At 64.1% G+C, this 23,042-nt stretch carries 25 protein-coding genes; 9 read left to right on the top strand and 16 right to left on the bottom strand.

Translation table 11 applies throughout. The features are described 5' to 3' along the window. Window positions 1-118: 118 nt before the first annotated feature. Window positions 119-922, top strand: a complete 804-nt coding sequence (locus tag ACW179_RS15260) for an enoyl-CoA hydratase/isomerase (RefSeq protein WP_492060324.1) — start codon at window positions 119-121, stop codon at window positions 920-922. On the opposite strand, the gene ACW179_RS15255 is transcribed toward ACW179_RS15260, so the two are convergent. Genes ACW179_RS15255 through ACW179_RS15245 form a run of 3 tightly spaced genes read right to left on the bottom strand, consistent with a single transcriptional unit; the run spans window position 909 to window position 2,709 of the window. Next, window positions 909-1,322, bottom strand: coding sequence for an ACT domain-containing protein (locus ACW179_RS15255; protein WP_492060323.1), 414 nt, complete (start codon window positions 1,320-1,322; stop codon window positions 909-911). The two genes, ACW179_RS15260 and ACW179_RS15255, sit on opposite strands and share 14 nt — an antisense overlap. Then, on the bottom strand, window positions 1,319-1,723 hold the full coding sequence (locus ACW179_RS15250) for a DUF6165 family protein (RefSeq protein ID WP_492060322.1): 405 nt from the start codon (window positions 1,721-1,723) through the stop codon (window positions 1,319-1,321). Before ACW179_RS15250 ends, ACW179_RS15255 begins: the two co-directional genes overlap by 4 nt. A gap of 14 nt (window positions 1,724-1,737) precedes the next feature. After that, a complete protein-coding gene (locus ACW179_RS15245; RefSeq protein WP_492060321.1) occupies window positions 1,738-2,709 on the bottom strand; it encodes a glycosyltransferase family 9 protein in 972 nt (323 codons plus the stop codon). 98 nt (window positions 2,710-2,807) lie between these two features. Between ACW179_RS15245 and ACW179_RS15240 the strand changes: the two genes are divergently transcribed. From ACW179_RS15240 to ACW179_RS15230, 3 genes are read left to right on the top strand one after another with little or no spacing between them, the layout of a single operon-like run. Then, entirely contained in the window at window positions 2,808-3,368 is a 561-nt protein-coding gene (locus ACW179_RS15240) for a TetR/AcrR family transcriptional regulator (RefSeq protein ID WP_492060320.1), read from the top strand. A 21-nt stretch (window positions 3,369-3,389) separates the two neighbouring features. Then, window positions 3,390-4,175, top strand: a complete 786-nt coding sequence (locus ACW179_RS15235; protein WP_492060319.1) for a lysophospholipid acyltransferase family protein — start codon at window positions 3,390-3,392, stop codon at window positions 4,173-4,175. 4 nt (window positions 4,176-4,179) lie between these two features. Continuing rightward, on the top strand, window positions 4,180-4,545 hold the full coding sequence (locus tag ACW179_RS15230) for a hypothetical protein (RefSeq protein WP_492060318.1): 366 nt from the start codon (window positions 4,180-4,182) through the stop codon (window positions 4,543-4,545). A gap of 83 nt (window positions 4,546-4,628) precedes the next feature. On the opposite strand, the gene ACW179_RS15225 is transcribed toward ACW179_RS15230, so the two are convergent. The 9 genes from ACW179_RS15225 to ACW179_RS15185 all read right to left on the bottom strand — a co-directional run bounded on the left by ACW179_RS15225 (window position 4,629) and on the right by ACW179_RS15185 (window position 12,126). Next, window positions 4,629-5,021: a HesB/IscA family protein gene (locus tag ACW179_RS15225; RefSeq protein WP_492060317.1), complete on the bottom strand. Its 393-nt coding sequence runs from the start codon at window positions 5,019-5,021 to the stop codon at window positions 4,629-4,631. 14 nt (window positions 5,022-5,035) lie between these two features. Continuing rightward, window positions 5,036-5,398 carry an SUF system Fe-S cluster assembly protein gene (locus ACW179_RS15220; protein ID WP_492060316.1) on the bottom strand — a complete coding sequence of 121 codons (363 nt, stop codon included), beginning with the start codon at window positions 5,396-5,398 and terminating at the stop codon, window positions 5,036-5,038. Window positions 5,399-5,405: 7 nt separating this feature from the next. Continuing rightward, window positions 5,406-6,647, bottom strand: coding sequence for an aminotransferase class V-fold PLP-dependent enzyme (locus tag ACW179_RS15215; RefSeq protein WP_492060315.1), 1,242 nt, complete (start codon window positions 6,645-6,647; stop codon window positions 5,406-5,408). After that, window positions 6,647-7,681 (bottom strand): Fe-S cluster assembly protein SufD, encoded by a 1,035-nt coding sequence (gene sufD / locus ACW179_RS15210; protein WP_492060314.1) that lies wholly within the window; start codon window positions 7,679-7,681, stop codon window positions 6,647-6,649. The genes ACW179_RS15215 and sufD overlap by 1 nt, the downstream gene beginning before the upstream one ends. Beyond that, entirely contained in the window at window positions 7,678-8,427 is a 750-nt protein-coding gene (gene sufC / locus ACW179_RS15205) for a Fe-S cluster assembly ATPase SufC (protein WP_492060313.1), read from the bottom strand. The genes sufD and sufC overlap by 4 nt, the downstream gene beginning before the upstream one ends. Continuing rightward, window positions 8,420-8,722: a hypothetical protein gene (locus ACW179_RS15200; protein ID WP_492060312.1), complete on the bottom strand. Its 303-nt coding sequence runs from the start codon at window positions 8,720-8,722 to the stop codon at window positions 8,420-8,422. The genes sufC and ACW179_RS15200 overlap by 8 nt, the downstream gene beginning before the upstream one ends. A 334-nt stretch (window positions 8,723-9,056) precedes the next feature. Then, the gene (gene sufB, locus ACW179_RS15195) at window positions 9,057-10,526 is read right to left on the bottom strand and encodes a Fe-S cluster assembly protein SufB (protein WP_492060311.1); all 1,470 of its coding nucleotides are present in this window, start codon (window positions 10,524-10,526) and stop codon (window positions 9,057-9,059) included. Further along, a complete protein-coding gene (locus ACW179_RS15190; RefSeq protein ID WP_492060310.1) occupies window positions 10,526-11,659 on the bottom strand; it encodes a cysteine desulfurase family protein in 1,134 nt (377 codons plus the stop codon). The genes sufB and ACW179_RS15190 overlap by 1 nt, the downstream gene beginning before the upstream one ends. A gap of 2 nt (window positions 11,660-11,661) precedes the next feature. Then, the gene (locus ACW179_RS15185) at window positions 11,662-12,126 is read right to left on the bottom strand and encodes an Rrf2 family transcriptional regulator (RefSeq protein ID WP_492060309.1); all 465 of its coding nucleotides are present in this window, start codon (window positions 12,124-12,126) and stop codon (window positions 11,662-11,664) included. Window positions 12,127-12,310: 184 nt separating this feature from the next. On the opposite strand from ACW179_RS15185, the gene ACW179_RS15180 reads away from it, so the two are divergent. After that, window positions 12,311-12,961, top strand: a complete 651-nt coding sequence (locus ACW179_RS15180; RefSeq protein WP_492060308.1) for an alpha/beta hydrolase — start codon at window positions 12,311-12,313, stop codon at window positions 12,959-12,961. A gap of 37 nt (window positions 12,962-12,998) precedes the next feature. On the opposite strand, the gene ACW179_RS15175 is transcribed toward ACW179_RS15180, so the two are convergent. Next, window positions 12,999-14,102: an anhydro-N-acetylmuramic acid kinase gene (locus tag ACW179_RS15175; RefSeq protein ID WP_492060307.1), complete on the bottom strand. Its 1,104-nt coding sequence runs from the start codon at window positions 14,100-14,102 to the stop codon at window positions 12,999-13,001. 186 nt (window positions 14,103-14,288) lie between these two features. Here ACW179_RS15175 and tyrS point away from each other — a divergent pair, with 186 nt between their 5' ends. From tyrS to ACW179_RS15155, 4 genes are all read left to right on the top strand, one after another. Continuing rightward, the gene (tyrS, locus tag ACW179_RS15170; RefSeq protein WP_492060306.1) at window positions 14,289-15,632 is read left to right on the top strand and encodes a tyrosine--tRNA ligase; all 1,344 of its coding nucleotides are present in this window, start codon (window positions 14,289-14,291) and stop codon (window positions 15,630-15,632) included. Window positions 15,633-15,700: 68 nt separating this feature from the next. After that, window positions 15,701-16,162: a peroxiredoxin gene (locus ACW179_RS15165; protein ID WP_492060305.1), complete on the top strand. Its 462-nt coding sequence runs from the start codon at window positions 15,701-15,703 to the stop codon at window positions 16,160-16,162. A gap of 230 nt (window positions 16,163-16,392) precedes the next feature. After that, a complete protein-coding gene (locus ACW179_RS15160; protein WP_492060304.1) occupies window positions 16,393-17,544 on the top strand; it encodes a M23 family metallopeptidase in 1,152 nt (383 codons plus the stop codon). Next, window positions 17,525-17,995: a bactofilin family protein gene (locus tag ACW179_RS15155; RefSeq protein WP_492060303.1), complete on the top strand. Its 471-nt coding sequence runs from the start codon at window positions 17,525-17,527 to the stop codon at window positions 17,993-17,995. Before ACW179_RS15160 ends, ACW179_RS15155 begins: the two co-directional genes overlap by 20 nt. 90 nt (window positions 17,996-18,085) lie before the next feature. On the opposite strand, the gene prfB is transcribed toward ACW179_RS15155, so the two are convergent. The 3 genes from prfB to ACW179_RS15140 all read right to left on the bottom strand — a co-directional run bounded on the left by prfB (window position 18,086) and on the right by ACW179_RS15140 (window position 22,992). After that, window positions 18,086-19,199, bottom strand: a protein-coding gene (prfB, locus tag ACW179_RS15150) for a peptide chain release factor 2 (RefSeq protein ID WP_492060302.1) whose coding sequence is annotated in 2 segments (ribosomal slippage) — window positions 18,086-19,129 and window positions 19,131-19,199 — 1,113 coding nt in all. Because the reading frame shifts where the segments join, the coding sequence is not laid out codon by codon here. Between the two features lie 75 nt (window positions 19,200-19,274). Next, on the bottom strand, window positions 19,275-21,656 hold the full coding sequence (locus ACW179_RS15145) for a penicillin-binding protein 1A (RefSeq protein ID WP_492060301.1): 2,382 nt from the start codon (window positions 21,654-21,656) through the stop codon (window positions 19,275-19,277). Window positions 21,657-21,810: 154 nt separating this feature from the next. After that, a complete protein-coding gene (locus ACW179_RS15140) occupies window positions 21,811-22,992 on the bottom strand; it encodes an N-acetylmuramoyl-L-alanine amidase family protein (RefSeq protein ID WP_492060300.1) in 1,182 nt (393 codons plus the stop codon). Between the last annotated feature and the right edge of the window lie 50 nt (window positions 22,993-23,042).

The raw sequence follows: 23,042 nt of genomic DNA, 5'->3' as shown, positions 1-23,042 counted from the left end.
CATTAAAGCGCCGCCGTTTTCGCGAACGGCGGCGTTTTGTTGTGAAAAATCCTCTGGTCTTCCGCAGGGTGAGCGGCGCCTAGCTGCAGACAAGAGCGTAAGGCCTTGGGAGGACGCCATGGACTATCAGAAAATTCGCCTGACTGCCGAGGATGGCGTCGCAACGATCACCCTCAATGACCCCGGCACCCTGAATGCCGCCAGCCTGGAGTTGGCCAGGGAGATCACCCATGCGCTGGCCTCGGTCTCCGCCGGCAAGGTGGTGGCCCGCGCCCTTGTGATCACAGGCGAAGGCAGGGGCTTCTGTTCAGGCGCGAACCTCTCGGGTGGTGGCGCTGCAGGACGTGAACTGGACGTCGACGGCAAGCCAGACGCGGGTTCGGCGCTGGAGTCCGTCTACAATCCGATGATGACCGCCCTGCGCGACTTTCCGCTGCCTATCGTGACGGCCGTCAATGGCGCGGCGGCCGGCATCGGTTGCTCGCTGGCCCTGATGGGCGACATGATCGTGGCCGGCGAAAGCGGCTATTTCCTGCAAGCCTTCCGGCGCATCGGCCTGGTGCCGGACGGCGGCTCGACCTATTTGCTGCCGCGCCTGGTGGGCAAGGCGCGCGCCATGGAAATGATGCTGCTGGGTGACAAGATTTCGGCCGCCAAGGCGTTTGAGTGGGGCCTCGTCAATCGCTGCGTACCCGATGGCGAGCTCATGGCGACCGCAACCACCATCGCCAGGGAGCTGGCCGATGGCCCCATCGCCCTGGGTGCCATCCGCAAACTGGTCTGGGACAGTCTCGACACTGACTGGAACGGACAACTCCACGCTGAGCGCAAGGCTCAGAAATTCGCGGGCAAGACAGAAGACTTTATCGAAGGTGTCAGCGCCTTCCTGCAAAAGCGCGTCGCGGCCTTCAAGGGGCGCTGATCTGCGCCTGCGCTTGCAGGTCCAGCAAGATCCTCAGGGCCGCCTGCGCCTGATCGGCTGGTACAAAAACATGGTCGTGGCGAAGAGCCGCGACCATGTTGCAGGCGATTGCAGCTGTGGCCAGAGCTGACGCTACTGCGGCGGTCAGCCCCACACCTTCAAGCGCGGAATAGACATTGAGCGTGATCAGCGCCATGGGGCTGTCGGTCGCAAAGCCCTCGGCGGTCGCCGTCGCTAGGTCGAGGATCAGGCTGACGCCCTCGGCCTCGTGGAACATTCCCATGGGCTTTAGCCGCGCCCAATCGTCACCGGCGGCCTGAACGAACACAAATCGATGCGGATGAAGCGTCGGCGTCATGCCCGCCAACATCTCGCGCACATCATGGACGACTTCAGTCAAGACATCGCCGAGCCGAGGTAGGGCTTGTAGCTCTTTTCCTCAACGATCTCGGAGCCTGCCGCTGCATTGATTGACCGCTTGAGGGCCGCGCGCTGGTCGTTCTCGATGTAGACGCGCCGCGCCAGGGCAACAAAATCGGGCCCAAAGTCCTGGCGGCGCTCGCAATCACGCTTGCCGTCCTCGACGTCCCAAAGGGCGGCGTTGACGGCGGTCAGCGCGGCGGTAAGCCGGTCAACTTCTTCAGAGGCCGGGACGTGCTCTGCGGCTGTAGCCTCCAGCAGTGCCAGTTCCTTGCGGACATTGGCTTCCTTTGCGGGATCGCCAATCCGCTGGGCCTTCACGCGGAGAATGGTGATCTTGTCAATCAGCTCGCCGGCCGAGATCGGCGCAAGGATAGGCATGGACGACTCCAAAATCAGGCGCGGCGGGTCAGGCGAGAGAGCGCGGCCTCAACCGCCTCAAGAGGAAGGGCGACCATGTCGCTTCCGTAGTCCTCAGCGACCAGCATCTCAAGCCGTTCGGCTGCAGGACGAAACTTCACCGCCTTGCGCCGGTTCTTTTGCAGGGACAGAAGCGGCGCGCCGCCCGCCGCCAGCATATGGCCCGGGCCTGCATCATTCGCGATCGCCGCGGTTAGCCGGCTCGCAAGGGCGATGACCAGCAAGGGTCCCTTCACCTGAGCAAAGGCGTCGCTTCGGTCGCGCTCGGGGAAAAGCGCCTCGGGAACCGCGACCTGTGCTGTGGCGGCATCCTCGCCTTCATCCGGACCGAAGAAGAACACCGGCGTTGCGCCTTCGGCCTTGATCGCCTGAGCCAGGGCGATGAAGCGTTCCAGGGGCCAGCGCTTGTCCTGGCCACCCGCGCCGGGCGCGAGACCGACATAGAGCGGACCATCGGGTAGCAGCGCCTTGGCGGCATCAAGCGCGTCGGTGCGAGCCAGGGTGATGGCGCGCAGCGCACCCTGCCCGCCCGACGCCAGCGACAGCAAGCGCGCAAGCCGATCCGAAACGGCGGCGGGCCAGTCCCGGGTTCGCGCCAGCCTGGCGGCGGAGACGAAGGATCCGCCAGCGGCCCGCCGCGCCACGATGCTGCGCCGCAGGTTCTCCTGGGTGTCGATGACCAGATCAAAACGCCGGCCGCCGAACGGCTTCACCCAGGGCAGGACGTCCAGAAGCTTGGCGCCCATCCGACCTTCTAGAATGAGCTCGTCGATATAGCCTTCGACCACGGCTTTCAGTGGGCCGGCATAAACGGTCTCGCCTTTGGCCGCGCACCAGCTGATCCTGGCGTCTGGAAAAGCGGTGCGCAGACCGGCGATGAAAGGCAACTTGATCAGGCCGTCGCCGATCACCTCGCCCATCGAATAGACCAGGATGGATTGGATCATGGACCCGATTAGGCCGGCTCCGGCCTAGCGGTCAACCTGCTGACGAATGGAAGTGATTACTCACTTGCATAAGCTCGGAGCTTTGCTATCGTCACGACATGAGCGCCAAACCCCGCATCGAACGCGCCGCCCTTGAAGTCTTCGTCCAGGACGGAGTCAGCGCGGCGACGACCAAGGCCATCGCTGCCCGCGCCGGCGTATCGGAAGGTGCGATCTATCGCCACTGGAAGAGCAAGGACGAGCTGGCGGTGGGCCTGTTCATGGCCACGCATAGGCGTCTGTCCGACCTCATCACCGTCAATGCCGACATGAGCCAGAGCGTTCAGGCCAAGGCCGCCGCCGTGGTCCAGGCTTATTGCACGGTCGCAGATGAGGACTGGCTACTGTTCTCGTTCCACCTGCTGCACCTGCACCACTTCCTACCCTACTATCAGGAGGATGGCCGCGACCCGGTCAGCATGGTCGAGGCGATCATCAAGCAGGCCATGATGAGCATCGAACTGCCGCCAGGCGATCCACGCGTGATCGCCGCCATGGCCATCGGCGTGATCACCCAGACAGCCCAAAACAAGGCCTATGGCCGACTGGGCGAAGACGCCCTCTCCGCCCATGCTTCCCTGATGACCGCGGCCGTCCAGGCCGTGCTCCTCGCCCGCTAACCCTCACAGGATTTTCGAACCATGCGCAGCGCGCTGTTCAACGCCTACTATTGGGTTCTTTCGATCTTCTACGGCCTGTCGGCTGCCCTTTCCGCCCTGCTCCCGGGGCGCAAGCCCATCGCCTTCGCCTTGCGGCTCTATAGCCAGCGGATGCTGTGGGCGCTGCGCACGTTCGCCGGGGTGAAGATCGACCTGAAGGGCCAGGAAAACCTGCCCAAAGGTGCCTTCATCATCGCCGCCAAGCACCACAGCTGGGGCGATGGCTTCGTGATGTTCGCCAATGTGGAGAACCTAAGCTTCGTAACGGGCGACCATCTGGAGAAATTCCCTCTGGTCGGCGCGATCCTGAAGAAATTCGGCGCCATCGTGGTCGACAGCTGCGGCGGTCCCGAAGCGCGTGCCGCTCTGTCGAAAAGCGCCGCGCAGGTCGCCGCTGAGGGCCGCCGCATCCTGATCTATCCGGAGGGCCACCTGGCCGCGCCCGGCGAGCGGTTCCGCTATCGACTGGGCGTCTTCTATATGAGCAAGGACTTCGACCTGCCGGTCGTTCCCGTGGCGACCAACCTCGGCTGCTTCTGGAAGCAGACCGACAAGCAAAAGACCGCAGGTCAAGCGACCGTCGAGTTCCTGCCGCCGATCATGCCGGGGCTGTCGAAGGACGAGTTCATGGGACGGCTGGAGACCGTCGTTGAGACCCGGACCAACGAACTGATCGCCCAGGCCATGGGGCAGCCGGTGAGGCCGTCGGTGTTGGTGGAATGGAACGGGCGGAAGAACGTGACGGCTACGCCAGCACCGGCGGCTTAGGCCCGTGCAGGTCATCGTGACGCTCCTCGCCATTGAGGCCTTGATTACTGCGGCCTTCGTATGGCTTGCTCAGCGTGTTGGCGCGACGCTTCGCCAAAGCTTGATCCTTTTAGCGCTGCCCACTCCACTCATTGTTTGTGCGATATGGGGCGCGATTTTCTGGGTATCACCAGCCACGACAAGCCGTCCGTCATGGGTCGTTGATGCGCTGGGTGTCTTCTTCTTCAGCAGCATCGCCTTAGGTGTCGCGATCACAGTGCTCGCGAAGGGCTTCCGGATTCCGGCGGCGGCCTTCGCTGTGATTCAAATTCCGGCGACGTTGCTCATTGCATTCTTCGCGACCATGCAAGTTACCGGCAGCTGGATCTAAGTGACTCCAGCGTCAATCGGACCATCCAACGAAATCTCGATGAACGTCAGGTAGGAGGACCGCCTTGAGCGTCCGCGCCAGCCTCAGTCCAGTCCCTCGGGAGCCGGCTGGATCGTCACGCTCTCGCCGCAGCCGCAGGCGTCGGTTTCGTTGGGATTGTGGAACACGAACTTCGACGACAGCTTGGTGATCTCGTAGTCGATCTCGGTGCCGATCAGGAAGAGCACGGCCTTGGGCTCGATCAGGATGGTGACGTCCTTGTCCTCGACCACCTCGTCGAGCGGGTTTTTCTCGGCGGCATATTCGAAGATGTACTCCGAACCGGCGCAGCCGCCGTTCTTCACGCCGACCCTCAGGCCCGCATAGGGCTGGTCGGCGCGGGCCATGATCTCCTTCACCCGCATAGCCGCAGCGTCGGTCAAGGTGACGACCTTGGGACGGGGGCGACGGGCGCGAGGCGTGACGGCGATGTCCATGGCAAGATGTCCGATCAGAACATGTTCAGTTGCAGCTTGGCCTCGTCGCTCATCCGCGAGGCGTCCCACGGGGGCTCAAAGACCAGGTCGACCGTGCAGGATTTCAGGCCCGGGATCTCCATGATCGCGTCCTTGACCCAGCCCGGCATTTCCCCGGCCACCGGGCAGCCCGGCGCGGTCAGGGTCATGTCGATGGCGATGTCTTTTTCGTCGGAGACATCGACCTTGTAGATCAGGCCCAGCTCATAGATGTCGACCGGGATCTCCGGGTCATAGACCGACTTCAGCTTCTCGATCAGCAGATCGGTCAGCTTGGCCAGTTCTTCCTTGGGAAGGGCGGAGGCGGTCTCGGGAACGGGCGCTAGTGCGTCGGTCATTGCGGGCTCAACTGAAGAAACTGCGGGCCTTGACCAGCGCGTCCACGAACGCGTCGGCCTCTGCCTCGGTGTTATATAGGGCGAATGACGCACGAGCGCTCGAGGTGACGCCGAAGCGTCGCATCAGGGGCTCGGCGCAATGGGTCCCGGCCCGGACGGCGACGCCGTACCGGTCCAGCACCTGGGCGATATCGTGAGCGTGGGCTCCCTCGACCGTGAAAGACAGGACTGCGCCCTTGCCTGGTGCCTCGCCGAGGATTCTCAAGCCGTTGACACCACGCAACTGCTCGGCGACCCGCTCATAGAGCGCGTGCTCGTGAGCGAAGGCGGCATCTCGGTCCAGACCGTTCAGCCACGCGATGGCCGCGCCCAGGCCGACGGCCTCCAGGATCGCCGGCGTGCCGGCCTCAAAGCGGTGCGGCGGGTCGGCGTAGGTAATGACGTCCATCGACACTGAGCCGATCATCTCGCCACCGCCCTGATAAGGCGGCAGCGCGGCAAGGCGCTCGGCCTTTCCGTACAGCACGCCGATGCCGGTGGGGCCGTACAGCTTGTGCCCAGAGAAGACGTAGAAATCGACATCCATCGCCCTCACGTCGACCCGGGTGTGGACCACGCCCTGGCAGCCATCCAGCAGCACCGGCGCGCCGGTTGCGTGGGCCAGGCGGACGATCTCGGCCACGTCGTTGACCGTGCCGAGCACGTTGGACATGTGAGTCAAGGCGACCATCTTGGTCTTCTCGGACAACAGGCCCTTGTAGGCCTCCATGTCCAAGCGGCCATCATCGGTGACCGGCACAAACTTGAGAACCACGCCCTTGCGTTCGCGCAGGAAGTGCCACGGCACGATGTTGGCGTGGTGCTCCATCTCGGAGATCACGATCTCGTCGCCGGCGTTTAGCGACAGGCCGATCGTCGAAGCCACCAGATTGATCGCCTCGGTGGCGCTCTTGGTCCATACGATTTCGGCCGGCTCGGCATTTATGAACCTGGCGACGGTTTCCCGTGCCTTTTCATAAGCCTCCGTCGTTTCGTTAGCCAAGGTGTGCAGACCGCGATGGACGTTGGCGTAAGACGTACGCGCGAGGTCCATCATGGCGTCCAGCACCATCTCGGGCTTCTGCGCACTGGCAGCAGTGTCCAGGTAGATCAGGGGCTTACCGTGAACAGTTCGACCAAGGATCGGGAACTGGGCGCGGATCGCCTCAACGTCGAAGCGGGCGTCACCAACAGCGTTATCGAGGGCCATCAGACGATACTCCGTCCGAGGCGCTGGGCCACCCAGGCGCGGGCAATCTCGCGAGCGGGTTCATGCTCGATCCGCTCAACCACCTCGCCGACAAAGGCTTCGGTCAGCATGGCGCGGGCTTCCATTTCGGGAATGCCGCGCTGGCGGGCGTAGAAGATCGCCTGCTCGTCCAGGGCGCCGATGGTGTTGCCGTGGGCGCAGGAAACGTCGTCGGCGAAGATCAGCAGCTCGGGCTTGGCGTCGACCTCGGCCCTGTCCGACAGGATCAGGGCATGGTGGCCCATCCGGGCGTCGGTCTGGTCGGCGCCGGGCTGGACGATGATCCGCCCCTGGAACACGCCGCGCGCCTGGTCGGCGACCATACCCTTGGTGAGCTGCGAGGTGGTCCCGTCGACGCCGCCGTGGGTGACCTGAGTGGTCAGGTCGGCATGGCGCTGGCCGTCGAGCAGATAGATCCCGTCGAGGCGCAAGTCGGCATGGGCGCCGGGATGGGCGACGCGGGTCTCGATCCGCTGGCGACGGGCACCGGAGGTGAGGATCGTTTGGGCGAACTTGGCCCCAGCCGACAGGACGACCTCGCCATCAACCACCGAAACGGCGTCCGCCGCATCGGACGCCAGCACGATGCGTTCGACGCTGGCACCCTTGGCGACGCGGATATCGAGGGCCGTCTCGGACAGATAGCCCTCGGCGAGGCCTTCGTGGCTTTCCAGCAAAGTCAGGCGCGCGCCCTCACCCACCGTGATCCGGGCACGACCGGCGTGGGCCGTCGCGTCCGTTGCAGCGATCAGGCGCAAGGCGACGACGCGGGTCTCGCCGTCAGCGATGGCCAGGTCGATGCCGCCCTGGCCGTTGACAATGATCAGCGTCTCGTCGGCCTCGAACGGGCCCGTTCCGATGTCACCCTCGAACTTCGGCGACACCGGCGGCAAGGTGCGGATCAGCCCGCGCAGGTCGGTCCAGCGCCAGTCCTCATCACGGCGCGAGGGCAGCTCGGTCAGGTCGCCGGTCTTCAGGGCGGAGGCCAGGCTCATGCCGCAGCGCTCGCATACTTGTCGTAGCCTTCAGCTTCGAGCTGCAGGGCCAGTTCCGGACCGCCCGAGGCGACGATGCGGCCGGCGGCCAGCACGTGGACGCGGTCGGGTTTGATGTAGTCCAGCAGGCGCTGATAGTGGGTGATCACCAGCATGCCGCGCTCGGGGCTACGCAGGGCGTTGACGCCTTCGGAGACGATCTTCAGAGCGTCGATATCCAGGCCGCTGTCGGTCTCGTCGAGGATCAGGAATTTCGGCGAAAGCATCGCCATCTGAAAGATTTCCATCCGCTTCTTCTCGCCACCCGAGAAGCCGACGTTCAGGCCGCGCTTAAGCATCTCGAAATCGATCTTCAGCGAGGCGGCCTTTTCGCGGGCCAGCTTCAGGAAGGCCGGCGCTGCGATCTCATCTTCGCCGCGGGCGCGGCGCTGGGCGTTGAGGGCGGTGCGGATGAAGGTCAGGGCCGGAACACCGGGGATTTCAAGCGGATACTGGAACGACAGGAACAGGCCCTTGGCGGCCCGGTCATTGGCTTCCAGGGCCAGCAGGTCCTCGCCATTGAGGCTGGCCGAACCCTCGGTGACCTCATAGCCGCCACGGCCGGTCAGCACATAGGACAGGGTCGACTTGCCCGCCCCGTTCGGGCCCATGATGGCGTGGACCTCGCCGGCCGGCACGTTCAGGGTGACGCCCTTCAGGATGGCCTTGTCTTCGACGCGGGCGTGGAGGTTCTGGATATTAAGCATTGAAAGCCGTGATCTTTTCGAGCGTCTGGATAGCGAAGGTGGTCGGCTTGCCGGTCAGGGCCGGCGCCTCCCATTCATGTTCGGGGCTGTAAGCGGCGAGTTTCAGCAATTCAGTCAGCAGGGCGCGTTCGGCGGCCGCGTCGGCATTGCCCTTCGCCAGCAGCTTGGCGCAGCGGTCGATCAGCGGGGCCTCGTCGCCATACGGATTGATCCACGTGCCGTGCGCGGCCTGGTAGGCCAGTTGGCGGGCGTACTTGTATTCCTTGTCGTTCAGCCCGAAGCGGACAGGGGTCATCCCACGCTCCCTTCCAAGCTAACTGCGGTACAGAGTTTCTGGATCGAGCGCATCTACGGACAACTCTGGGAATTCAGGGAGCAGGCCACGGCGATTTGTACCGACGAGCTCGTGAGCATGTAGGCGCCTAGAGGCGCGCTCACCAGGACCCAAAGTCCTCGTGCCCTGTAGCTGAGCACCGCGAACCCGACGACGAGCAGCCAACACAAGCCGAGCACCAAGTTCAGCGACAGGCCGCGAACATGGAACCCCAACGCAAACTCGACAGCGATTGCTAAGCTGCAAAACAATGCGCCAAGCAGACCGATGACAGGCGGAAGTGGCTTAGCAAAGATCATCCAACCGAGCCTTCCAGCGAGATCGCGACCAGCTTCTGGGCCTCGACCGCGAACTCCATCGGCAGCTGCTGCAGGACGTCCTTGACGAAACCGTTGACCAGCAGGGCCACGGCCTCTTCCTGGCTCAGGCCACGCTGCTGGCAATAGAACAGCTGGTCGTCTGACAGGCGGGTGGTGGTGGCCTCGTGCTCGAAGACCGACTGGCCGTTGCGGGCCTCAATGTAAGGAATGGTGTGGGCCGCGCAGGTCTTGCCGATCAGCAAGGAGTCGCACTGGGTGAAGTTGCGGGCACCCTTGGCCTTGGGGTGGGCGCTGACCAGGCCGCGATAGGTGCTGGTCGACTTGCCCGCGCTGATGCCCTTGGCGACGATCCGCGACTTCGTGTTGGCGCCCAGGTGGATCATCTTGGTGCCGGTGTCGGCCTGCTGGTGACCGTTGGTCACGGCGATCGAGTAAAACTCGCCCGAACTGCCTTCGCCGCGCAGTACGCAGGACGGATATTTCCAGGTCACGGCCGAGCCGGTTTCAACCTGCGTCCACGACACCTTGGAGCGATCGCCCCGGCAGTCGGCGCGCTTGGTGACGAAGTTGAAGATGCCGCCCTTGCCGGTTTCCGGATCGCCCGGATACCAGTTCTGGACGGTGGAATATTTGATCTCGGCGTCGTCCAGCAGCACGAGTTCGACCACGGCTGCGTGCAGCTGGTTCTCATCGCGCATCGGGGCCGTGCAGCCCTCCAGATAGGAGCAATAGGCGCCCTTATCAGCGATGATCAAGGTCCGCTCGAACTGGCCGGAATCCTTGGCGTTGATGCGGAAATAGGTCGACAGCTCCATCGGGCAGCGCACGCCAGGTGGGATGTAGACGAAGCTGCCGTCGCTGAAGACCGCGCTGTTGAGGCAGGCAAAATAGTTGTCAGAGGTCGGCACCACGGTGCCCAGATACTGCTTCACCAGATCGCCGTGTTCGCGGATAGCCTCGCTCATTGAGCAGAAGATCACGCCGACCGCCGCCAGTTCCTTCTTGAAGGTGGTCACCACGCTCACGCTGTCAAAAACGGCGTCCACGGCATAGCGCGGCGCGCCTTCAACGCCGGCCAGAACTTCCTGCTCTTTCAGCGGGATGCCCAGTTTTGCGTAGACGGCCAGGATCTCGGGATCCACCTCGTCCAGGCTCTTGGGCCCCTCCTTGGTCTTGGGTGCGGCGTAGTAGTAGGAGTCCTGGTAGTCAATCTTCGGATAGCTGACCTTGGCCCAGTCCGGCTCTTCCAGCTCAAGCCAACGACGGTAGGCCTCAAGGCGCCAGTCCAGCATCCACTGGGGCTCGTCCTTCTTGGCCGAGATGAAGCGCACGATGTCCTCGGAGAGACCCTTGGGGGCAAACTCCTGATCAATCTCGGTGGTGAAGCCGTGCTCATATTTCTCAAGAGACGCAACAGCTTCGACGGTTTCTTTAACTGCGGCCACTATGCCACCTCCCGGCGACGTGCGCCGATACGCTTCCAGGCGGCGATCCAGGCGTCGCCGCATTTGATCCAGTCGTCTTCCGTGCTCGCCCAGCCGCCGCTGACCCGCAGGGCGTAGGGGGCGAGATCTGGCCGGCCCATGGCTTCCACCACCCGACTGGCCTTGACCTTGCCTGACGAGCAGGCGCTGCCGGCGCTTGCCATCACGCCCGCCAGATCCAGGTTCATCACCTGGATTTCGGAGCCGAAGCCTTCACCGGCAAAGCACAGGGTTTGAGGCAGGCGATCAGCACCCTCCCCGATCACAACCGCGCCTTCCGCCTTGACCCTCAAAGCCAAGGCGTCGCGCCATTGGCCCTGTTCGGCTAGCGAGGCAAGGTCGCGAGAAGCCGCCTCCGCCGCAGCGCCGAAGGCGGCAATGCCTGCGACGTTCTCAGTGCCGGCCCGACGACCGCGCTCCTGACCGCCGCCATGCTGGCGGCGATGCAGGGTGGCGCGCGTGCCGGCGACAAGGGCGCCTACGCCCTGCGGCCCGCCCAGCTTGTGCCCAGACAGCGCCATCGTGTCGGCACCAAGGTCCGAGAAGTCGATCGCGATCTTGCCGGCGGCTTGCACCGCATCGACATGCAGCCAGCCGTCGGCGGCGCGAACCAGGGCCGAAGCCTCGGCCACCGGCTGAATGACGCCGGTCTCGTTATTGGCCAGCATCAGACAGACTAAGGCGCGGCCGGGCTTGGCGAGTTCGACTTCTAGCCAGGCCAGATCGGCGACGCCGAAGTTATCCACAGGCCACGTCGCGACCGGTAGGCCGCTGACCTTGGCGGTCTCAACTACGGCATCATGCTCTGTGGCGCCGACAATGATCCGCTCAAACCCGGCGGCCTTTGCGCTTTCGATCGCCAGGGCGTTGGCCTCAGTGCCGCCGCTGACGAAGGTGACCGAGCCGGGCGGCACGCCGACCAGGGTTGCGACCCGAGCGCGAGCCGTCTCGACCAGATCGCGCGCGGCGCGGCCGGCCGCGTGAACCGATGAGGGATTTGCAGGCGCTGCAAGGGCGCGCAGCAAGGCATCCCGCGCTTCCGGACGGATCGGGGCGGTGGCGTTGTAATCCAGATAGGCGGGCGTGCGGGTCAAGCTCACTCTGCCGCGAATTCCAGGGGCTGGACGTTGGGACGCAAACGTCCGTCCAGCACGTCGGCAATCGATACAGAAGCCAGATAGCCGTGAATCTGCCTGCCCATCTCTTCCCAAAGGTCATGGGTCATGCAGCGCTCGCCACCGGCCATACAGCCCTTGGGACCACCCTTGGTCAGCCCGCACCGGGTGGCGCGCAGAGGCTCATCGACGGCCAGAACGATATCGGAAATCAGGGTCTTCTCGGCCTCCAGAGCAAGGCGATAGCCTCCGCCGGGACCGCGGGCGCTCTTGACCAGACCCTTGCGGCGCAGGCGCGCGAAAAGCTGCTCAAGATAGGAAAGAGAGATCTGCTGACGCGCCGCGATCTCGGCCAGAGCCACAGCCCGACCTTCGCCATCGTCCTGGCGTTTGGCCAGGTCGATCATCGCCATGACGGCGTATCGTCCCTTGGTGCTCAGGCGCATGCGCCTTACTCCTTGCAGATTCCGCGCGCATCGGCTTTTGCGTGTGCTACAAGCCGCGACTTCGCGCCGGACCCAAAAGTCCGCGTCGCTGATTGGATTTAGGAAGACCAAGCGCAGTGGTCAAGTATTCCGTCGGTCGAAAGGCCTGGAATCGTCCGCAGCCTGGCGAACCGATGGGGTCGATATGCCTGATGTGATTTTGGCCGGTGCGTCCGGACGGATCGAAGGTCGCTATTCTCCGGGCAAGACCGAGACGGCGCCCATCGCCCTGATCCTGCACCCGCACCCTAAGGCGGGCGGGCACATGAACCATCCGGTTTCGGTGCAGCTTTATCACCTGTTCATGAAGCGCGGCTTTGCGACCCTGCGCTTCAACTTCCGTGGGGTGGGCCGCAGTCAGGGCGAGTTCGACGCCGGCATCGGCGAACTGGCCGACGCCGCCACGGCGCTGGACTGGCTGCAGACCTCCAACCCGGCCGCTAGCCAGACCTGGGTCGCCGGGTTCGACTTCGGTGCCTATATCGGTATGCAACTCTTGATGCGCCGCCCCGAAACGGACGGCTTCATCAGCGTCTCGCCGCCGACCAATATGTACGATTTCAGCTTCCTGGCGCCCTGCCCCGCCTCAGGCCTGTTCCTGACCGGCTCAGCCGACACCATCACGCCACCGGTTGAGGTGGAGCGTGTAGTCTCCAAGCTGCGCACCCAGAAGGGCATCATCATCGACTACGAAGTCATCGACAAGGCCAGCCACTTCTGGACCGAGCACTTGCCCTTTGTGGAAAAGAGCGTCGGCGACTACCTGGACAAGCGGATCGAGATGAACCCGATCTGATCCTTCAAAGGCCTCCCTTCTGGGAGGCCTTTTTCGTTCAGGGATGGACGATACGACCACCGGTCATGGGGTTGGCCACTCCGGTGGTGCCGGGGAAACTGATCTGCAGACCTCTGGCCGTCCGTGCTGCGAGATAGGCGAAGGCCTCGGCTTCAATGGCGTCGCCGCGCCAGCCGACCGCCTCGGCAGTTTTCACGGGCACCGGTGCGCGGGCGGTCAGCACCCGCATGATCTCTGGATTGTGTCTCCCGCCGCCGCAGACGATCAGGGCGCTGGGCCGCGCGCCTTGGTCGAAAGCCTTGACGACGGCCTCGGCCGTGAACGCCACCAGGGTTGCGGCTGCGTCCTGGGCTGACAGATGCGCGACGGCATCCAGCGTGAAGTCGTAGCGGTCCAGGGACTTGGGCGCGGGGGCATCGAAATAGGCGGCGGCCAACATCGTCCGCAACGCCGTCTCGTCGACCGTTCCGGCCGCCGCCAACCGCCCGTTTTCGTCGAAGCGGCCCAGCCCGCGCCCCTGCAGCATCAGGTCGATCATGCCGTTGCCTGGGCCAGTGTCGAAGGCCAGCAGCACTCCGTCAGCGTCGATCAGGGTGATGTTGGCGACGCCGCCGATATTTAGCGCCGCCACGGGCACAGCGAGGCCCGAGGCCCTTGCCCGGGCCGCGTGATAGATCGGAGCGAGAGGGGCCCCCTCTCCGCCGGCCGCCACGTCAGCCGTGCGAAAATCGAAGGCGACCGGACAGCCCGTGGCCCTGGCGAGACGCTCGGCGTCAAGCAACTGGATGGTGCGACCGATCCGGCCCGGCTGAGGCCGCTCGTGAAGGACCGTCTGTCCATGGACGCCCAGAAGGTCGAACTCCGCCCAGTCCAGGCCATTTTCCGCGAGGAATTGGCTAGCTGCGTAAAAATGTTCATCGGCCACCGCGCGACGGGCCTGCTCGAAAATTGCCGGCTCGGGCTCGCCGCGCGGCCAGGCGCGAGCCTGATCGGTGGCGGCCAGCAAAAGGTCGCGGGTTGTCTCGCGCAGCTTACGTTCGCCTGACGGTCCGAAGGCTTGAATGTCTTCGCCATCGGTTTCCAGCACCGCCATATCGACAGCGTCAAGCGAGGTGCCGGTCATGAATCCAAGGATGCGCATCTGCGTTGACTGCCATGGTCGTGGAGCTGTAGCTAGAGCCATGATCGACGCTCGCTTCCCCGTCCGCGCCTATTACCGCCCGCTCAAATAGCGGGAGACCGGCCTGACACGTCGTTACGCCCCCGCCCTGCCGGGGTCGCGTCTCACAAGATCATAGCGCTCCGGCCCCATCCGGAGACCCCCCTTATGAAACCCTCGTCACATCCAGGCTCGCCCGTGCTAGACGGCCCACCGTCTACGCAAGAGTCGTTGCATCCAGAGAGTCGATCCATGTCCGCGCCCGCCTCGTTCAAGTCGGAATTCCTGCAGACTCTGCAGGCGCGCGGCTACATCCACCAGATCACTCACCCGGACGAGCTCGACGCAGCGGCGGCAGGGGGGATTGTCACGGCCTACATCGGCTTCGACGCCACCGCGCCCAGCCTGCATGTTGGCTCGCTCATCCAGATCATGATGCTGCGCCGCCTGCAGCAGGCCGGCCACAAGCCGATCGTCCTGATGGGCGGCGGCACGACCAAGGTGGGCGATCCCACGGGCAAGGACGAGAGCCGCAAACTACTGTCGGACGCCGACATCGCGGCCAATATCGCCGGCATCAAATCGGTGTTCGCCAAGTTCCTGACCTTTGGCGACGGCCCGACCGACGCCATCATGGTCGACAACGACGAGTGGCTGAGCAAGTTCGGCTACGTGCAGTTCCTGCGCGACTACGGTGTGCACTTTACGGTCAACCGAATGCTCGCCTTCGACTCGGTCAAGCTGCGGCTCGAGCGCGAGCAACCGATGACCTTCCTGGAATTCAACTACATGCTGATGCAGGCCACCGACTTCCTGGAGCTGAACCGAAAGTACGGCTGCGTGCTGCAGATGGGCGGCTCGGATCAGTGGGGCAACATCCTCAACGGCGTCGAACTGACCCGCCGTGTAGACCAGAAGGCCGCCTACGGCCTGACAACGCCGCTTCTGGCTACCGCATCTGGCGCCAAGATGGGCAAGACCATGTCGGGTGCCGTCTGGCTGAATGCCGAACAGCTGAGCCCCTACGACTACTGGCAGTTCTGGCGCAACACCGAGGACGCCGACGTAGGCCGCTTCCTGAAGCTGTTTACCGACCTGCCCCTGGATGAGATCGCCCGCCTGGAATCCCTGCCCGGTGCCCAGATCAACGACGCCAAGAAGGTACTGGCCGACGAGGCGACGCGCATGGCACACGGTGAAGAAGCCGCCAAGACCGCGCGCGACGCGGCCGAAAAGGCGTTCGAGCAAGGTGTGACTTCGGCCGACTTGCCGACCTTCGAAGTGCCCGCCGCAGACCTGAAGGCCGGGATCGTCTTGGCCAACCTGTTTGCCGACGCCGGCCTGGCCGCATCGCGCGGCGAGGCGCGCCGCCTAGCCCAGGGTGGCGGCGTGAAGCTCAACGACAAGACCGAGGCCGACGCCAACCGGGTCGTCACCGAAGCAGACCTGATCGACGGCGTCGTCAAGCTGGCGGCGGGCAAGAAGAAGATCGTTCTGGTCAAACCGGTTTAGGCTATCAGTCGTCCCGACTCGCGACCGCGCTGGGTCGGGGCGAAACTACGAGTTGTAGGAGAGAGACGATGCTTCAAGCTGGCGACAAGGCTCCCGCGTTCGACCTGCCCACCGACACTGGCCGGGTCAGTCTTGCCAGCCTGAAGGGCAAGAAGATCGTTCTCTATTTCTACCCCAAGGACGACACCTCGGGCTGCACGTCTGAGGCCTTGCAATTCTCGTCCGAGGTCGAGGAATTCGCCAAGGTCGGCGCGGTGATCGTCGGCGTATCCAAGGACAGCGCCGCGTCTCACGCCAAGTTTCGCAAGAAACACGATCTGACGGTTGACCTCGCTGCCGACACGACTGGGGAGATCGTCGAGACTTACGGGGCCTGGGTGGAAAAAAGCATGTATGGCCGCAAGTATATGGGTATTGATCGCTCCACCTTCCTGATCGACGCCGAGGGCGTGATCCGCGAGGTCTGGCGAAAGGTGAAGGTCCCCGGCCACATCAAGGCTGTGCTGACCGCGACCCGCGCCCTGCGATAAGCCGCATCCTGACGGCACTCAACGCGCGGTGTTGCATTTCAGCCGCGCCCGCAACCTTCTCGCTGCAGATGCGCTCTGATCCGTGGCGATCCTGTTCAGCGCGCGTTAAGGTTTGCGACCACATGGTCATTTTTTCGACTCGCGCTCTCTTTGGGGGCGAAGAGTCTTGCGTGCTGCGGCTATCTCGTTGCATATCCCCCTTGTCCTGAAAACGGGGGTTTCTTAGGCAAATGGCGATCAAGCGCTTTACGCGGCTGCGGCAATCCCTCGAAGGTTTGTTCCCCGAACGGCATCTCTACATTCGCTCAGGCGGCGAGATGCGGGGTTATGTCTTTTCGACCAACAAGCAACTCATGGCCGCTGGCGCTGTTGGTGTAGCAGCCCTGTGGATGGGGGTTTGCACGGCCGCTATGATGGTCAGTGCGCTGTCGGTAAGTTCGACAGACCAGATGGTCATCAAGCAGCGCGCCTATTACGAGCGCCTCAACGCCGACAGGCAGGCGCGCCTCAACAGTGCCGTCGCCCAGCTTTCGGCCACCAACGGCTCACTCGACGAACTGGCATCCTCGGTTGAGAAGCGACATGCCGCCCTATCCATGCTGGTCAGTGATTTCAAGGGCGTACCTGGCGCGGCTGAGGCACTGAAGACTGACAAGCCGCGCCTTCTCGCGGCATCGCCCGTCCAACGGATCCAGGCCACGCGCATGGATCAGGAGCGACTGATCGACGCCGCAGAGACCTTTGCCAAGAGCCGCGCGGAACGCTTGCGCCTGGCGATGCGCATGGCGGGGCTGGATTCGGGCAACTATACCAGCCGCGGCGCATCCCTGGGCGGCCCGCTGATTGAAGCCAAGGACCCTCGCGCGCTGGCTGTCGTCCTGGATGTCGACGAAGATTTCGCAACGCGTATTCAGCGTGCGGCGACGGACATGTCCGACATGCGCGCCCTGAGCGCGGCGACCAAAAAGCTGCCCTTTTACCGGCCGACCAGCAATCCGGCGATGAGCAGCAGCTACGGCGTGCGCTTCGACCCGTTCACCCGCCGGCCAGCCTTCCATTCGGGTCTCGACTTCCCCGGCGCATTCCATACCCCGATCATGGCGACCGCGCCCGGTGTGATCTCGTTTACCGGCGTTCGCTCGGGCTATGGCAACACCGTCGAGATCGACCACGGCGGCGGGTTCAAGACCCGGTACGCCCACCTGCAAGGCATTGCGGTTCGCGTGGGGCAGCGGGTTGCTATCGGCCAGCGCGTCGGTGCCATGGGCTCGACCGGAAGGTCCACAGGCCCGCACCTGCACTACGAAGTCTGGGCCAATGGTCGCGCCCAGAATCCCAATCGGTTCCTGAAGGCTGGTGAGTATGTTCAGCAAGCACACTAAGACGTCGTCGCGCGCGCCTGCCCGGATCGAGCCCCTTCCCGCGCCTGTCGCCACTATTGAGCCGGTTCGCAAGGCTCCGCCGAAGGTCGCTTCGCTGATTTCCGCTGATATCACCATCGAAGGCAGCGTCACCGGCGATGGTGAGCTCCAGATCGACGGCGTCGTACGTGGCGATGTTCGGGTCGCCCGTTTGATGGTCGGAGAGACAGGGCACGTCGAAGGCTCGGTTTTTGCTGAAACCGTTGAGGTTCGGGGCCGTATCGTCGGCGCCATCACCTCAAAGCAGGTGCGCCTCTATGGCACCTCCTATATCGACGGCGACATCACCCACGAACAGTTGGCGATGGAGACCGGAGCGTTCTTCCAGGGGCGCAGCCTGAAGTTCCAGCGCCCCGTGCAGCAGCCCGTCGCCGCGCCGACACCAGTTCTGGCTGGCCCGGTGGAAACCTAAACCAAACGGCCTGAAGTAACTGCCCCAACAAGAAAAACGCCCCGGATCACTCCGGGGCGTTTTGAGTCTTGGGCGGTGCAACAGAGTCTATCAGGCGTCGCGGGTGACGCCGACCCGTTGGGCCAGCGAGGCACCCATGAAGGCGTCAAGATCGCCGTCCAGCACACCCTGGGTGTCCGACGTCTCGACGTTGGTCCGCAGGTCCTTGACCATCTGATAGGGCTGAAGCACGTAGCTGCGGATCTGGTGACCCCAGCCGATGTCGGTCTTCTGGTCTTCCAACGCTTGCTGGGCGGCTTCCCGCTTTTGCAGTTCGGCCTCATACAGCCGCGCACGCAGCATCTTCCAGGCTTCTTCGCGGTTCTGGTGCTGTGAGCGACCGGCCTGGCAGGCCACGGCGATACCGGTCGGAATGTGCGTCAGACGCACGGCCGAGTCGGTCTTGTTGATATGCTGGCCGCCGGCGCCGCTGGCGCGGTAGGTGTCAGTGCGCACGTCGGACGGATTGATCTCGATCTCGATCGTATCGTCCACCACCGGATAGACCCAGGCCGAGGCGAAGCTGGTGTGGCGCTTGGCGGCGGCGTCATAAGGGCTGATGCGCACCAGGCGGTGGACGCCGGCTTCTGTCTTCAACCAGCCATAGGCGTTCTGGCCCTTGATCAGCAGGGTCGCCGACTTGATGCCAACCTGATCGCCCGAGGTTTCCTCGACCAGCTCAACGCTCATCTTGTGTGCGTTGGCCCAGCGCGAGTACATCCGTAGCAGCATCCCTGCCCAGTCGCAGGACTCGGTGCCGCCGGCACCAGAATTGACTTCGACGTAGCAGTCGTTGCCGTCGGCCTCGCCGGAAAGAAGGGCCTCCAGTTCCGCGCGGCCGGCGCGATCCTTCAGGTCCTTCAGCTGGGCGCGGGCGTCCTCCAGCAGGGCGTCGTCACCCTCCATGTCGGCCAGCTCGGCATATTCCAGCGCGTCCTTCAGGCCCGTTTCCAGGGCCTGAACAGCCTCAACCCGTGTGGCGAGTGCGGCGCGCTCGCGCGACACGGCCTGGGCTTCGGCGGGCTTGTCCCAAAGGGTCGGGTCTTCGACCCGAGCGTTCAGCTCATCGAGCTTTCGGAGTGCGGCATCCCAGTCAAAGACGCCTCCTGAGCAGTCCTACGGACTGCTCGATGTCAGCCGCAGAGGCCTCGACATCCGGTCTCATCACGTAACTCCGTGACAGTGTTTAAGGGCGCGGGAGATACCCCGCGTCGCCGGCCGGCGCAACGCCTCAGATCAATCAGTAGAGACCACTGAGCGGATCAGGAGCCTTGGGCGGCTGTTTGGCGGCCTCGGCGGCGCTGGGCGCACCTGTCGGAACGCCATTGGGCCAGGCGTCAGAATAGGGTTGCGGGCCGACGGGCACAGCCTGGACTTCGACCTTCGGCTCGGTTCCCGGACGGAAAGCCTCCCGGACTCCGCGCACCATGGCGAACTTGGCCGTCTTAGGCGGCTTGAAATCGACAACCGGCTCGCCCTTCAAGGCTTCTCTCATGAAATCCATGAAGATAGGCACAGGGCCGGTTGCTCCGGTCTCGCCCTCGCCCAGAGACCGGTTGTCGTCAAAGCCGATGAAGACTCCGACAACCAGGTTGGGCGAGTAGCCCACGAACCAGGCGCTGCGGTACTCGTTCGTGGTGCCGGTCTTGCCGGCCAGAGGGCGGCCCAGAGAGCTGACGGCCGCTGCGGTGCCGCGCTGAACGACGCCTTGCAGCATCGAAGTGATCTGGTAGGCGGTGACAGGGTCCATGACCTGCTCGCCCGAAGCCTGGAAGCGCGGACTCTCGTCGCCGTTGAAACCGGCGTCGCACTTTATGCAGTCGCGCTTGTCGGCGCGGAAAATCACCTTGCCCTCGCGGTCCTGCACAAGCTCGATAAGGTGAGGCTCGATCCGGCGCCCGCCATTGACGAACGGCGCATAGGCGGCCGTCAGCCTGAACGGCGACGTCTCGCCGGCTCCCAGGGCCATGGCCAGTACCGGCTGCATGTCGTCGACTACGCCCGTCTGCTTGGAAAAGGCGATGATCTTCTTCATGCCCACGCTTTGCGCCAGGCGCACGGTCATGGCGTTGATCGACTGCTCCAGCCCCTTGCGCAGGGGCTGAGCGCCGTAGAATTCCTTGTGATAGTTCTCCGGGCTCCAGTCCTCGCCATTTGCCCCCTTCAAGGTAATGGCGCTGTCGACGACCACACTGGCCGGCGTGTAGCCGTTCTCAAGGGCCGCCGCGTAGACGAACGGCTTGAACGCCGAACCGGGCTGGCGCATCGCCTGGGTCGCCCGGTTGAAATTCGACAACGAGAAGCTGTAGCCCCCGACCATGGCGATGACCCGACCCGTATGGGGCTCGATGGCGACCAGCGCCCCGTTCACCGCCGGGGGCTGACGCAGCCGGTAGGCGGCGGAATTGGGCGACCTTTCCACGAAAACAAGGTCGCCGGCCTTCAGTCCCTTACCCGCGCGAGCCCAGGCCATGTCCTCACCGGCGATGGAGCCTTCGCCCTCGCCGCGGATCAGCCGAACCCGTCCATCAGCCGAGGTGACCAGCGCCGCCCGCCAGTTGGTGCGCTCGGCGGGAGGAGACTTGGCGCGCGCGGCCTTCTCCCAATTGGTATCGGTCGGCTCGACATGACCCCAGGCACCGCGCCAGCCATGGCGACGGTCGTAGCGCTCAAGGCCGTCCATCAGCGCCACCCGCGCCGCTGTCTGCAGGCGCGGATCGAGCGTGGTGCGCATATAGTAGCCGCCCTCACTCAGGCGCGGACCCAGGGTGGCGACGCCGCGCTGACGCACTTCCTCGACGAAGTAGTCTGCGTCGCGATAGGCGGCGCGTTTGGGGGCGGCCTGGACGACCAGATCCTCGGCCATGGCCTTTTGGGCGTCGGCCTGGGACACCCAGCCGAGTTCGGCCATCTGCCCCAGGATCCAGTTACGACGGACCAGGGCCTTGGCCTTGTTGCGGACCGGGTGATAGTTGTCAGGCCCCTTGGGCAGAGCCGCAAGATAGGCGCTCTCCGCCAGAGTCAGATCCGGCAGGGCCTTGCCGAAATAGTTGTAAGCGGCGGCGCCCACGCCGAACGAGCGGTAGCCCAGCCAAATTTCATTCAGGTACAGCTCAAGGATCTGCTGCTTGTCCAGCGACTGCTCCAGGCGGTGGGCCAGGATCGCTTCCTTGAACTTGCGGCCGATTGTAGCATCACTGGTCAGCAGCACATTCTTGGCCACCTGCTGGGTGATGGTCGAGCCACCCTCCAGTCGCCGGCCGCGCGCGGCATTGCCGACATTCTTGAGCATGGCGCGCGAGAAGCCACCCACATCGACGCCGCTATGGCGGAAGAAATTACGATCCTCGGCAGCCATGAAGGCCTGGGCCAGCTGTGGGGGAATCTGGTCGTATGGAACGAAGATCCGGCGTTCTTTGGAGTATTCACCGATCAGGGTGCCATCCCAGGCATAGACACGCGTTGCCGTCGGCGGACGATAGTCCTGCAACTCGCCCGCATCGGGCATGTCGTGGAACAGCCAGGCTGCATAAATCGCGATCGCGAAGCCCGCCACGGCGATCACGGAAAGCACCGCGACGCCCGCGATGGCCATCCAGCGTTCGGTGGGTTTCAGATCCACGCGGCCTCCGTCGGGCGACGCACCCTTGCCCGCCTTCGTTTCAATTAGAGCCCGGCGCGCAAAAGTGTAAGCGGCTTTGCAGCCATAGAGGCGTCCAGGCTCGATCAGAAGCCTCTAGCCTGCATCGCGTCAGGCGCCAACGGCGCCGCAACGATCAGGACTTCCCAACCTGTGGGGCGAAGTAGGATTCGATGGCGTCGCCCACCGCATTGACGATCCGGGCTCGGCTGGCAGGATTGCTCAGCAGGCGCTCATCATCGGCATTGGTGATGAAGCCCATTTCCAGCAACACGGCAGGTACGTCCGGCGCGAGCAGCACGATAAAGCCCGCATCGCGATGACTGCGGCGAAGCAGCGGTGTCTCTTCCCCTACCCGCTCCAGCAAGAGTTGCGCAAAGGCGGCTGAGCGATTCTTGGTGGCCCGCTGACTCAGGTCGAGCAAGATCTGACTGACCGCACGGTCACGTCCAGGCAGGCTGGCCTTCATAAGCCAGTCATCCTTCTCAAGCACCCGCGCAAACCGCTCTGCGCCCTTTTCCGACAAGGTGTAAACGCTGGCGCCGCGCGTGGTGACGTCGGGCCCGGAATCTGCGTGCATGGAGATGAAGAGATCAGCGTCGGCCCGGCGTGCGACCTGAACGCGCGCTTCCAGAGGCACGAAGGTGTCGGTCTCGCGGGTCATCACCACCTGAAAACGACCGGTCTTTTCGAGCCTGGCCTTCAGGGACTTGGCCGCGGCCAGGGTGACATCCTTTTCGTGCACTGAAGCGCCCACTGAGCCGGGGTCTTTGCCGCCATGGCCGGCGTCAATGACGATCACGCGCTTCAGGCGAAGCGGCGCGGCCTTCACAGGAGTGGAGGCCAGCGTGCCCCTCGGCGCGGCGGGAGCAGTCTGGGTGGCCTTCAGATCGATGACATAGCGATAGGCCATGGCACCGTCGCCGGGCGGTAACAGAAAGCGGCGGCGAACTTCTGCTGGTGCGGTCAGGTCCAACCGGAGACGGGCCCCGCCACCGGCCTCATCGATAACCCAGCGCTTGACCAGGCCCTGGCCCGCGCCCTGCAGGTCACCAGAAACCGAAACATTGGGCAGGCCGATGACGATGCGTTGATCCAGAGCGCCGTCGGCAACCAGCCGGCCAGCCGCAGCGCGGTCCAGATCGATGACGATGCGGGTTTCCATCCGGTCGCCGCCGAAGCGGACCTTTTGCACGCCGGCGGCGGGCGCGGGCCCCTGAGCCGTAGCCACGGCCACGCCAGCCACCGTCAGGCCGCCGACGATTAACGCCGCCTTCAGCCAACCGGCACGAGCTAAACCGATGATAAGGCTACGCATCTATCGCCCACGCCTCCCCGGAACGGTGAACCAAGTGTCAATATCCACCG

Source organism: Caulobacter sp. AVps18 (genome assembly GCF_058681425.1).
The sequence above is the reverse complement of the archived record's forward strand: the minus strand, read 5'-3'. Positions and strand labels throughout refer to the sequence as shown.

Bases quoted from the DNA above. Each gene is read 5' to 3' on its own strand.
- ACW179_RS15260 (WP_492060324.1), top strand. From the start codon at position 119: ATGGACTATCAGAAAATTCGCCTGACTGCCGAGGATGGCGTCGCAACG.
- ACW179_RS15250 (WP_492060322.1), bottom strand. From the start codon at position 1,723: ATGCCTATCCTTGCGCCGATCTCGGCCGGCGAGCTGATTGACAAGATC.
- ACW179_RS15245 (WP_492060321.1), bottom strand. From the start codon at position 2,709: ATGATCCAATCCATCCTGGTCTATTCGATGGGCGAGGTGATCGGCGAC.
- ACW179_RS15240 (WP_492060320.1), top strand. From the start codon at position 2,808: ATGAGCGCCAAACCCCGCATCGAACGCGCCGCCCTTGAAGTCTTCGTC.
- ACW179_RS15235 (WP_492060319.1), top strand. From the start codon at position 3,390: ATGCGCAGCGCGCTGTTCAACGCCTACTATTGGGTTCTTTCGATCTTC.
- ACW179_RS15225 (WP_492060317.1), bottom strand. From the start codon at position 5,021: ATGGACATCGCCGTCACGCCTCGCGCCCGTCGCCCCCGTCCCAAGGTC.
- ACW179_RS15220 (WP_492060316.1), bottom strand. From the start codon at position 5,398: ATGACCGACGCACTAGCGCCCGTTCCCGAGACCGCCTCCGCCCTTCCC.
- ACW179_RS15215 (WP_492060315.1), bottom strand. From the start codon at position 6,647: ATGGCCCTCGATAACGCTGTTGGTGACGCCCGCTTCGACGTTGAGGCG.
- sufD (WP_492060314.1), bottom strand. From the start codon at position 7,681: ATGAGCCTGGCCTCCGCCCTGAAGACCGGCGACCTGACCGAGCTGCCC.
- sufC (WP_492060313.1), bottom strand. From the start codon at position 8,427: ATGCTTAATATCCAGAACCTCCACGCCCGCGTCGAAGACAAGGCCATC.
- ACW179_RS15200 (WP_492060312.1), bottom strand. From the start codon at position 8,722: ATGACCCCTGTCCGCTTCGGGCTGAACGACAAGGAATACAAGTACGCC.
- ACW179_RS15185 (WP_492060309.1), bottom strand. From the start codon at position 12,126: ATGCGCCTGAGCACCAAGGGACGATACGCCGTCATGGCGATGATCGAC.
- ACW179_RS15180 (WP_492060308.1), top strand. From the start codon at position 12,311: ATGCCTGATGTGATTTTGGCCGGTGCGTCCGGACGGATCGAAGGTCGC.
- ACW179_RS15175 (WP_492060307.1), bottom strand. From the start codon at position 14,102: ATGCGCATCCTTGGATTCATGACCGGCACCTCGCTTGACGCTGTCGAT.
- tyrS (WP_492060306.1), top strand. From the start codon at position 14,289: ATGAAACCCTCGTCACATCCAGGCTCGCCCGTGCTAGACGGCCCACCG.
- ACW179_RS15165 (WP_492060305.1), top strand. From the start codon at position 15,701: ATGCTTCAAGCTGGCGACAAGGCTCCCGCGTTCGACCTGCCCACCGAC.
- ACW179_RS15160 (WP_492060304.1), top strand. From the start codon at position 16,393: ATGGCGATCAAGCGCTTTACGCGGCTGCGGCAATCCCTCGAAGGTTTG.
- ACW179_RS15155 (WP_492060303.1), top strand. From the start codon at position 17,525: ATGTTCAGCAAGCACACTAAGACGTCGTCGCGCGCGCCTGCCCGGATC.
- ACW179_RS15140 (WP_492060300.1), bottom strand. From the start codon at position 22,992: ATGCGTAGCCTTATCATCGGTTTAGCTCGTGCCGGTTGGCTGAAGGCG.